This is a genomic window from Bradyrhizobium sp. (assembly GCF_035309285.1).
Lineage (GTDB): Bacteria > Pseudomonadota > Alphaproteobacteria > Rhizobiales > Xanthobacteraceae > Bradyrhizobium.
In genome coordinates, this window is record NZ_DATGFH010000166.1 from 1 (window position 1) to 10,421 (window position 10,421).

The following is a 10,421-nucleotide window of genomic DNA, read 5'->3' on the forward strand; positions in this document are numbered from 1 at the left end:
CCTGCGCAAAGCCGCCGCCAGAACCGTCGAGACCCTCGAAACCGCCATTGCCGACGCTTCACGTGCGTACTCGCCAAACGAATGCACCAACTACTTCAATGCCGCGGGGTACGGTTCAACTTGATCAGATTCTGCTCTAGCTTCGGTTGCAAAGCGCGTGTGGCTCAAAAGCCAGCGTTCTCGGCTTTTCCCGTGTCTTGGCCACATTTGCCCCTAAATTTTTCTTTCACGAATCAGCGCGGTGATTCATTTTTGGCATCTGGGGTCAATCTGGAGGCCAAGGGTATGAACGTTATTGTTTTCGCATCACGAAAGGGTGGTTCAGGAAAGAGTACCCTGGCCGCCCATCTCGCGGCGCAGATCAAGGCGACCAAGCCGTGTCTGCTCGTCGACGCCGATCCGCAGGGCTCACTGACACTGTGGCACAAGCTGCGCGGCACCAACGAGCCGCCGATCAAGACTGCAGTCAACTCCGTCAGCGGCATTCTCGCAGCGGCCAAGCGCGACGGGATGGAGTGGGTCTTGATCGACACGCCGCCGAACCTGTCGGCCGTCGTCGACGACGCCATCAAGAACGCCACCATGGTCATCATTCCGGCGCGGCCCGGCGTGTTCGACGTCAACGCGGTGCAGGAGACGATTCAGATGTGCCGCTCGGCGCGCAAGCCTTATGCGGTGGTGCTGAACGGCGCGCCGGCGCGCAGGGACGATGCCGAAAGCCCGATCGTCACCATCGCCCGCGAAGCGCTCGCCAAATTCCGCGCACCGGTGTGGGGTGGCCAGATCACCAACCGCGCCGATCTGTTGATGGCGCTGGGGCAGGGCGAAGGCGCACGCGAATATTATGCGGAAGGGCGCGCGGCAGCCGAGATCGGCAGGCTTTGGGCCGCGATCGAACGCTCCGTCAAGGCGATCCGCGGAACCGCGTCGTCGAGCGGCGCAATGCACAAGCAGGCGGCGTGATTTTTCACACCGCCTTTTTTAATGCCCGGAGAACGCGCGGGTCCCGCGCGTTTTTGCTTGATCTCTTTAAGCCACCATCAGCATGTAGAACACGATCACCGGCGACAGGCACAGGATCACGCTCCAGATCCCGAGTGCCCAGAGAATGTCCTCGGTGGTGAAGCCTTTCTGTTCAACGACCAATTCTTGTTCGTTATTCACGACGCCCCCGCGCTTTTTTAAAGTTATGGGGACGCGTGATACGCGAAAGCTCTTAAAATCCTGGTCGCGCTTTCGGTCGGATTTGACCACAGGTGCTACCACGGATTAACCACCGCGGTAGCGCTGCAGATCATCTCGTCAGGCGAACAGCACGTGGATGGCGACGACCGGCACGAAGCCGATCATCACCGCCCAGAAGCCGAACGCCGCAACGACGGCAAAATCCTGCGCGGTTTCGCGCATGACCGCTTTGGCCTGAACGCTCATGGTTTCCCCCCAGTCCCTTTTATTGGTTGGTGCGGAAATCCATACGCCTCCCGTCTTAAGGCATGCGCCGATCCAAAGCGTCAAATTGACGGGGCGCCTTCACTCAGCATTAACCAGGCGAAGCTCCGGCCGCACCGGTGATCGCCTTGCGATCTCGCGATCAAGCCATGTCGCGAGCTCGGCGCTCACCTCCACCATCGGCGAGCGGACTTCGGCGGAGGCAATCAGCCCGGTCTGCTTGAGCCAGTACTTGGCGGGAGCCGGGCTCGGCTCGGCGAACAAGAGCCGCGTCAGCTCGGCAACGTCTTGCCAGCACGCGGACGCGCCGTCGCGGTCGCCGGCCTTCAGCCGCGTCTGCACGCGCGCGAAAGCTTCGGTTTCGACATGAGCCGCCAGCAGGATGGCGCCGTCGGCGCCGTCGCAGAGCGCGTCGATATAGTCGGCGTCCTCGCCGGTCAGCACGCGAAAGCCCTCGGGCCGTCGCCTGATGAGGTCGATCGACTGCGCGCGGTCGGCCGAGCAGTCCTTCATGCCCACGATGCTCGGATGCTGGGCAAGACGCAGCAGCGTGTCGGTGGTGATGTTGACCGAGGTCCGGTACGGAATGTTGTAGAGTACGATCGGCCAGGAGGCGTGATCGGCGAGCGCCGTGAAATGGGCGAGCAGCCCGCGCTGCGACGGCCGGAGGTAATAGGGCGCCGAGATCAGATAGCCGTCGATCGGCCACGCCGCGGTCTCGTCCAGCATCTCCTGCATCTTTTGCGTAGAGGCGCCGGCAAGCCCGAGGCAGATCGGCAGGATGCGCGGCAGCGCTGCAAGCTCGGAGCGCACGGCGGTGACGAGATGCTCCATCTCGTCGGTCGCAAGCATCAAGCCTTCGCCTGAGGTCGCGCCCAGAATGAATCCGTCGATCGGTCCATTGGCATAGTGCCGCACCAGACGCCGCAGCGATACTTCATCAAGCGCACCATCGCGAAACGGTGTCACCAGCGGCAGCCACAGGCCCCGCAAGCAATCTCTCAGTTCGTTCATGTCTCCATCTCCTTTTCTTCGGGTTGAACCGCCGGAGATGGGAAACAAAAAACCCCGCATCTCAGGCGGGGTCTCGGATCGGTGGAAGCGTAATGGTTTCTAACGCGCGCGCCGATCTGCAGGCCCCGGACGGGGGTCTTTTTTCGACGACAGGGCGGCGCACGAAAGCGTGATCATGCGTGCATGATGATTGCTGCCGCCAATTCTGTCAACGGCGCGAAAAACGACAAAAGCCGTGACACACGTATCACGGGAGCGCGAAAAAAAAGCCGGACCCGAAAGGGCCCGGCTTAGGTATTGGCCACGTGAGGCCGACACAATCACCTTCCAAGAGGGATTACTGAGTTCTCGCGCCACTGGAGGAGGGGGACAAATGCGCAACGCGAATGCTCAGCGTGCTGTCATTATGGTCCCGCGCTGCGTCATACGGCAACCGGGGTCGCCGCATGTCAGTCATGCGCAAAAAACCGGAGTGATGCCGCCTGCTGACAGGCCTTCAGATCGCCGGCTTCAGGACGGCCAGCGCTGCGCCTTGCTCACCACGAAATCGCGGAACACCTGGACGCGCGCCACGGTTTTCAGCTCTTCCGGATAGACGAAATAGGTGTCGAGCTGGATCGAGTCGGACTCGCCAAACAGTTGCACGAGACGGGTGTTTTCCTCGACCAGGTAATCGGGCAGCGACGCGATGCCGAGTCCCTGCTGGCAGGCGCGCACGAGTCCCAGGATGTCGTTGACCTTGAAATAGGGTTCGCGCGGGCCGCTTCCGTTGCGGCCGGCCTCGACCAGCCAGCTCCGATTCGCCAAATGCGCCGGCACCTGCGAATCGCTCAGCATGATGATGCGATGCGAGTCGAGGTCGTCGAGCGTGCGCGGTGTGCCGAAGCGCTTGATGTATTCGGGCGAGCAATAGGCATGAAAGCCCATCGCGAACAGCTTGCGCTGGATCAGGTCAGGCTGCGTCGGCTTGCGGGTGCGGATCGCGACGTCGGCCTCGCGCATCGAGAGGTCAAGCTCCTCATCGGTGACGATCAGCGAGATGCGGATATCGGGATAGAGCGCGGTGAACTCGCTAAGCCGCGGGATCAGCCAGTTGATGCCGATGCCCTTCGTGGTGTTGACCTTGAGATCGCCGCTCGGCCGCTCGCGGCTGTCGGTGAGCTTGGCGCGCGCCGCCTGCAACTGCATGAACACGTCATGCGCGGTGCGGAACAAGAGGTCGCCCTGCTCGGTGAGGATCAGGCCGCGGGCGTGGCGGTGAAACAGCGATACCGACAATTCCTGCTCGAGCGCGGAGACCTGGCGCGAGACTGCCGACTGTGAAAGTCCAAGCTGCTCGCCGGCATGCGTGAAGCTGCCCGCTTCTGCCGCTGCGTGAAAGACCTTCAGCTTGTCCCAATCCATATCCGTAAATCCGTCGCGAGTTCTAGGCATGTGTGCTCGGTTACTCCGCTGCTGCGCGCTCGCTCGCGCGCAGCGCTAGAAAACGTTCGGCTTCGAGGGCTGCCATGCAACCCAGCCCGGCGGCGGTGACCGCCTGGCGGTAGATATCGTCGGCGACGTCGCCGGCGGCGAACAGGCCCGGCACGGAGGTCGCCGTTGAGTTCGGCGCCACCTCGACATAGCCGGAGGGTTTGAGCTTGACCTGGCCGGCCACAAGCTCGGTCGCCGGCGCATGCCCGATTGCGATGAAGACGCCGTCGGCGGCAAGCCGCGTCAGCGCGCCGGTCTTGACGTTCTTCAGCCTGACATGGGTGACCTTGGCCGGAGACTTTTCGCCGCCGATCTCGTCGATGACGCTGTCCCAGATCACCTTGATCTTGGGATTTTTGAACAGCCGATCCTGCAGGATGCGTTCGGCGCGGAAATGATCGCGCCGGTGCACCAGCGTCACCTTCGAGGCGAAGTTGGTGAGGAACAGCGCTTCCTCGACCGCGGTGTTGCCGCCGCCCACCACCACGACGTCCTTGCCGCGGTAGAAGAAGCCGTCGCAGGTCGCGCAGGCCGAGACGCCAAAGCCCTTGAAGGTTTCCTCGGAGGGAAGGCCGAGCCAGCGCGCCTGCGCGCCGGTGGCGAGAACCACGGTGTCGGCAAGATAGATGTCGCCGGAGTCGCAGGTCAGGCGGAACGGCCGCTGCGACAGTTCGAGCCTGGTGACGAGGTCGGTGACGATCTTGGTGCCGACATGGGCGGCCTGTTTCTCCATCTGCTCCATCAGCCAGGGACCCTGGATGACGGCTGCGAAGCCGGGATAGTTCTCGACGTCGGTCGTGATGGTGAGCTGCCCCCCGGGCTGGATGCCCTGGATCAGGATCGGCTCGAGCATGGCGCGCGCGGCGTAGATCGCCGCTGTGTAGCCCGCCGGTCCCGAACCGATGATAACGACCTTGGCATGCGTGGGAGCGGGCATGGGCAGATGTCTCACGTAGAGGGAGTCAAACCAACACCCCCGCAGAAACTGCCCGGAAAGGCATCGCGGCGGTGCCGAAAGTGTCAAATCCAAGTCTAAGGTATGTGGCGAGCCATGCAAGAATTGCAATTCACTTCGGCGAATTTTCCCCGCCGAGCCGCGGAAAATGGCGCGCTGCACGCGTAATAAAATTGCGCAAGCCCGTTGGGCTGAGCTAAGAGAGTTGCCGGCGAGGGCAGCGACGCCCGAAAGCCGCAGGGAACCCGAATTCACGTGTCGAAGAATCTAGACGAGATCGACCTCAAGATCCTGGGCGAGATCCAGGCCGACGGCCGAATCACCAATGTGGAACTCGCCAGGCGGGTGGGCATTTCACCGCCGCCGTGCCTGCGCCGGGTACGCTCGCTGGAGGAAGAGGGATACATCCAGGGTTACCGCGGATTGCTCGATCCGCGCCGGCTCGGCTTCGATGTCACGGTGTTCGCCTCGGTGCATCTGTCGAGCCAGGCGGATGCGGACCTGCGCGCGTTCGAGGCGTTCGTGCGCAAGGAGCCCTTGGTGCGCGAATGCTGGATGCTCTCGGGCGAGGTCGACTTCATCCTGAAATGCGTCGCGCCCGACATGGCAACGTTCCAGGATTTCGTCACGCATCTCACCGCTGCGCCGCACGTGCGCAACGTGCGGACATCGCTTGTACTGCACAATTCCAAATACGAAGCCGCGGTGCCGCTGGAAGTGAAGGGGCGGAGCTAGGGCGCGCGTGGGTTAAGACCCCAGTCAAGGCCCCAAACGTCGTCCGCGAAGGCGGCTGTTCGGTCAACTATTTGATCGGCCGGGAGTTCTGAAAGCGGAGTCAGCTTTTCTGCCGAGCATCGCGTCCAGGCTGATCGAGCCACCTCCCGCTGTCGCGAGGTAGAGGCAGCCGAAGCAGAGCATGATTTCCAATCCGCCGTTGTTGATCGCCGGATAGAAGCTGCGCGGAAAACTCTCGATGAAATAGGCGAAAGCCATCTCGCCGGAAAGAATGAATGCGGCCGGACGTGTCAGCAGGCCAAGCACCAGCAGACTGCCGAAGACGAGCTCGATCATGCCGGCGAAACCCCATAGCGACAGCGGCGTGACATTCTCCAGGTATCTGACGGGCGGGAACTTGAACAGCTTGGCGATGGCGAAGTGAAGGAATATCAGCCCGACAATGAAACGGAACAGGCTGAGGACGACCGGCCGCCATCTCGAAAGCGCTTCATCCATGGTCAATCCTCCCGCTTGTGATCGTCGTCAGCTTAACGCCTGATCTCCTACATGATAATGACCCTCCTGGAATGGAATCATTCCGGGAGGGCTATTGCGAGGCGACATATGCACGGAAGCCCGTTGATGCGTGGTCCGTGTGTGGCGGTCAGGCTGCCTTGCCTTGCCGCAGCGCATCGAGGCTCCAGGGGCCCGCGCCGGCAAAGACGAAATAGAGGAAGATGAAGCAATAGACCGCGGCAAGCTCGCCGCCATTGACCACCGGATAGAATCCCTGCGGCGCATGCACCATGAAGTAGGCGACTGCGGTGAAACCGGAGAGGATGAAGGCGACCGGCCGCGTGAACAGGCCGAGGACGAACAGCAAGCCGCCGATCAGCTCGATCAACCCGCCGGCGCCGGCGAGCGTATCGAGCTGGACATGGGCAAACGCGGGAACGGCGGGAAAGCCGAGGATCTTGCCGGTGCCGTGCTCAAGCAGGCTCAGGCCGATGTAGATGCGAACGATGCTCTGAATGCTCTGCACGACGCGCGGTGAGGAGAGAACGGAGTCCATGGTTGTTCCTGATAGTTATGAACCATAATCATCTCACGGCGCATACATTGCGCCGCTTGACGTTCCAACTCACAATCTCCGCGTGCCACCTCACGAACACGTTATTTTGAGAATCTAAAGAGAAAAGCCGCGCTCGAGGCGCGGCTTCTCTCTGAGGATGCCGAGATTGGTGACTCAGCGCCACTCGACCTTGGTGACCTCGTAGGCCTTCCCGCCGCCGGGTGTATTGACCTCGACGGAGGCGCCCTTCTTCTTGCCGATCAGTGCGCGTGCGAGCGGCGAGGTGATCGAGATCTTGCCTTTCTTGGCGTCGGCCTCGACCTCGCCGACGATCTGGTACACCGCCTTCTTCTCGGTGTCCTCGTCGACCAGCGTCACGGTTGCGCCGAACTTGATGGTGTCGCCGGAGAGCTTTGAGATGTCGATCACGTCGGCCCGCGCGAGCTTGTCCTCGAGCTCGGCGATGCGGCCTTCATTGTGGGACTGCTCTTCCTTGGCGGCATGATATTCCGCGTTTTCCGAAAGGTCGCCATGCGAACGCGCTTCGGCGATGTGTTCGATAATGCGCGGGCGATCCACCGACTGGCGATGCTTCAATTCATCCGTCAGCGCGGCATAGCCGATCGAAGTCATCGGAACCTTTTCCATCATCTTTCTAGTCCTTCAATCGCGCGGGACCTGACGGCACGCGCGAGGCGCTTGGCAGTTCAGGCTTTCGTGGGCCGTCGAGCAAAGCCCTTCGGCTCATTGAATCCGGGCCCATATACGAAGGGCCGGGACAACATTCATACGGAGCGGTGAGTTCCTGGCCTGGAGGCTTTGTTGCCGATCGTTTGGCCTGCGCGTTCCGCCGGCCAGTGATCAGCTTTCGGCAAAGTAACTCTGCAATGTGCGGACCTCAAGGTCTCCGCCGAGATAGGCGCGGATGCCCTGGGCGGCCGCCACGGCACCCGAAAGAGTGGTGTAATATGGCACTTTATGCAAGAGGGCCGCGCGCCGCAGCGAGCGGCTGTCGGCCAGCGCCTGCGGCCCCTCCGTCGTATTGAAAACGAGCTGGATATCGCCGTTTGTGATGGCGTCCACGATGTGTGGCCGCCCTTCCAGCACCTTGTTTACTTTTTCGGCAGGCACGCCGTGCTCGGTCAGGAAACGCTGCGTGCCGGATGTCGCCATCACCTTGAAGCCGAGCGAATTCAAAAGCCGTACCGCGTCCTCGACGCGGGCCTTGTCGATCTCGCGCACGGAGACGAATACCGTGCCCTTGCGCGGCACGCGGGTGCCGCCGCCAAGCTGGCTCTTGGCGAAGGCCATTTCGAACGAGCTGTCGATGCCCATCACCTCGCCGGTCGAGCGCATCTCCGGTCCCAGCACCGTGTCGACGCCGGGGAAGCGCGCGAATGGAAACACGGATTCCTTGACGCCGACGTGCTTGAGCGCACGCTTCTTCAACTTGAAGTCGGCGAGCTTCTCGCCCGCCATGATGCGGGCCGCTATCTTCGCCACCGGCGTACCGATCACCTTGGCCACGAACGGCACCGTGCGCGAGGCGCGCGGGTTGACCTCGAGCACGTAGATCTCGCCATCCTTGATGGCGTATTGCACGTTCATCAGCCCGACCACGTCGAGGCCGCGCGCGAGCTCGCGGGTCTGCCGCTCCAGCTCCTCGATCATCTTCGCATCGAGCGAATGTGGTGGCAGCGAGCAGGCGGAGTCGCCGGAGTGAATGCCGGCTTCCTCGATATGCTCCATGATACCGACGATGAAGGTGTCCTTGCCGTCGGAGAGGCAATCGACATCGATCTCGGTGGCGTCGGACAGATAGCGGTCGAACAGCAGCGGATTCTTGCCGAGCACCGTGTTGATCTGTCCGGTCTTGTCGTTCGGATAACGCGCTTTCACGTCCGCCGGCACCAGCTCGGGCAGGGTGCCGAGCAGGTAGTCGGAGAGCTGGGTCTCCTCGCGGATGATCTGCATGGCGCGGCCGCCGAGCACGTAGGACGGGCGCACCACCAGCGGCAACCCAAGATCGGCGGCGACGAGCCGCGCCTGCTCCACCGAATAGGCGATGCCGTTCTTGGGCTGCTTCAAGTGCAGCTTGTCGAGCACGCGCTTGAAGCGGTCGCGGTCTTCGGCAAGGTCGATCGCGTCCGGTGCGGTACCGAGGATCGGCACGTTGGCTGCTTCGAGCGGATGCGCGAGCTTCAGCGGGGTCTGGCCGCCGAACTGCACGATCACGCCGATGAGTTGTCCGTTCCTGCGCTCGGTGTCGACGATTTCGAGCACGTCCTCGGCCGTCAGCGGCTCGAAATACAGGCGATCCGCGGTGTCGTAATCGGTCGACACCGTTTCCGGATTGCAGTTGATCATGATGGTCTCATAGCCCGCTTCGTCCAGCGCAAAGCAGGCATGGCAGCAGCAATAGTCGAACTCGATGCCCTGGCCGATCCGGTTCGGGCCGCCGCCCAAGATGATGACCTTCTTCTTGTCCGACGGCGCGCTTTCGTCGGCGAGGGTGCCCGCGAACGGCGCCTCATAGCTCGAATACATGTAGGCGGTGGGGGAAGCGAACTCCGCCGCGCAGGTGTCGATGCGCTTGAACACCGGGCGCACCCCGAGCGCGTGGCGCCCGGCGGTAACCTCGGCTTCAGTCGTTTCCGAAAGTACCGCAAGCCGCGCATCGGAGAAGCCCATGGCCTTGAGCCGCCGCATGCCGAAGGCGTTGGTCGGCAAGCCGTTCTTGCGAACCTTCTCCTCCATCTCGACGATGCCGCGCATCTCGGCAAGGAACCAGGGATCGATCTTGCAGGAGTTGAAGATGTCTTCGTCCGACCAGCCGAGCCGCATCGCCTGCGCGATCTGCAGGATGCGGTTCGGCGTCGGCGTGCCGAGCGCTGCGCGGATCGCGTTCTTGTCGTCGCCGTGGCCAAGCCCCTCGATGTCGATCTCATCGAGGCCGGTCAGCCCGGTCTCGAGCCCGCGCAGCGCCTTCTGGAGGCTCTCCTGGAAGGTACGGCCGATCGCCATCACCTCGCCGACGGACTTCATCGAAGTAGTGAGCGTGGTCGCGGCGCCCGGGAACTTCTCGAAGGCAAAGCGCGGGATTTTCGTGACGACGTAGTCGATCGTCGGCTCGAACGAAGCCGGCGTCGCGCCGCCTGTGATGTCGTTGGCGATCTCGTCGAGCGTGTAGCCGACCGCGAGTTTCGCCGCGACTTTCGCGATCGGAAAGCCGGTGGCTTTGGAGGCGAGCGCGGACGAGCGCGACACGCGCGGGTTCATCTCGATGACCAGCAGCCGCCCGTCGCTCGGGCTGACCGCGAACTGCACGTTCGAGCCGCCAGTGTCGACGCCGATCTTGCGCAGCACGGCGATCGAGGCATCGCGCATGCGCTGGTATTCCTTGTCGGTGAGGGTGAGCGCCGGAGCGATGGTGATCGAGTCGCCGGTATGCACGCCCATCGGGTCGAGGTTCTCGATCGAGCAGATGATGATGCAGTTGTCCTTGTGGTCGCGCACCACCTCCATCTCGAACTCTTTCCAGCCGATCACCGACTCCTCGAGCAGCACCTCGCCGGTCGGCGAAGCATCGAGCCCGCGGGCGACGATGTCCTCGAGCTCCTCGCGGTTGTAGGCGATGCCACCGCCGCTGCCGCCGAGCGTGAACGACGGCCGCACCACCACCGGATAGCCGATCTCGGCGGCGATCGCCAGCGCTTCATCGAGACTGCGGGCGATCTGCGA

11 protein-coding genes are annotated in these 10,421 nt (G+C 62.6%); 2 read left to right on the forward strand and 9 right to left on the reverse strand.

Translation table 11 applies throughout. From position 1 onward, the window contains the following. Window positions 1-285: 285 nt before the first annotated feature. The gene (locus VKR55_RS29250) at window positions 286-963 is read left to right on the forward strand and encodes a ParA family protein (protein WP_324408874.1); all 678 of its coding nucleotides are present in this window, start codon (window positions 286-288) and stop codon (window positions 961-963) included. A gap of 66 nt (window positions 964-1,029) precedes the next feature. Here the strand turns inward: VKR55_RS29250 and VKR55_RS29255 are convergent, their stop codons facing one another. From VKR55_RS29255 to trxB, 5 genes are all read right to left on the reverse strand, one after another. Further along, on the reverse strand, window positions 1,030-1,164 hold the full coding sequence (locus VKR55_RS29255) for a hypothetical protein (protein ID WP_324408875.1): 135 nt from the start codon (window positions 1,162-1,164) through the stop codon (window positions 1,030-1,032). Window positions 1,165-1,302: 138 nt separating this feature from the next. Then, the gene (locus VKR55_RS29260; RefSeq protein ID WP_324408876.1) at window positions 1,303-1,431 is read right to left on the reverse strand and encodes a hypothetical protein; all 129 of its coding nucleotides are present in this window, start codon (window positions 1,429-1,431) and stop codon (window positions 1,303-1,305) included. A gap of 99 nt (window positions 1,432-1,530) precedes the next feature. Further along, complete coding sequence (locus VKR55_RS29265; protein ID WP_324408877.1) at window positions 1,531-2,463, reverse strand: 4-hydroxy-tetrahydrodipicolinate synthase family protein; 933 nt, start codon at window positions 2,461-2,463, stop codon at window positions 1,531-1,533. Between the two features lie 510 nt (window positions 2,464-2,973). Next, on the reverse strand, window positions 2,974-3,897 hold the full coding sequence (locus tag VKR55_RS29270) for a LysR family transcriptional regulator (RefSeq protein ID WP_324408878.1): 924 nt from the start codon (window positions 3,895-3,897) through the stop codon (window positions 2,974-2,976). 10 nt (window positions 3,898-3,907) lie between these two features. Next, a complete protein-coding gene (trxB, locus tag VKR55_RS29275) occupies window positions 3,908-4,873 on the reverse strand; it encodes a thioredoxin-disulfide reductase (protein ID WP_324408879.1) in 966 nt (321 codons plus the stop codon). 273 nt (window positions 4,874-5,146) lie between these two features. On the opposite strand from trxB, the gene VKR55_RS29280 reads away from it, so the two are divergent. Beyond that, a complete protein-coding gene (locus tag VKR55_RS29280) occupies window positions 5,147-5,626 on the forward strand; it encodes an Lrp/AsnC family transcriptional regulator (protein ID WP_324408880.1) in 480 nt (159 codons plus the stop codon). 63 nt (window positions 5,627-5,689) lie between these two features. Here the strand turns inward: VKR55_RS29280 and VKR55_RS29285 are convergent, their stop codons facing one another. The 4 genes from VKR55_RS29285 to carB form a co-directional block, all read right to left on the reverse strand. Then, window positions 5,690-6,124 (reverse strand): DoxX family protein, encoded by a 435-nt coding sequence (locus VKR55_RS29285; protein ID WP_324408881.1) that lies wholly within the window; start codon window positions 6,122-6,124, stop codon window positions 5,690-5,692. Between the two features lie 148 nt (window positions 6,125-6,272). Beyond that, window positions 6,273-6,680: a DoxX family protein gene (locus VKR55_RS29290; protein ID WP_324408882.1), complete on the reverse strand. Its 408-nt coding sequence runs from the start codon at window positions 6,678-6,680 to the stop codon at window positions 6,273-6,275. Between the two features lie 174 nt (window positions 6,681-6,854). After that, the gene (greA, locus tag VKR55_RS29295) at window positions 6,855-7,328 is read right to left on the reverse strand and encodes a transcription elongation factor GreA (RefSeq protein ID WP_324408884.1); all 474 of its coding nucleotides are present in this window, start codon (window positions 7,326-7,328) and stop codon (window positions 6,855-6,857) included. Window positions 7,329-7,541: 213 nt separating this feature from the next. Beyond that, a partial coding sequence (carB, locus tag VKR55_RS29300; protein WP_324408883.1) for a carbamoyl-phosphate synthase large subunit occupies window positions 7,542-10,421 on the reverse strand: 2,880 nt, incomplete at its 5' end.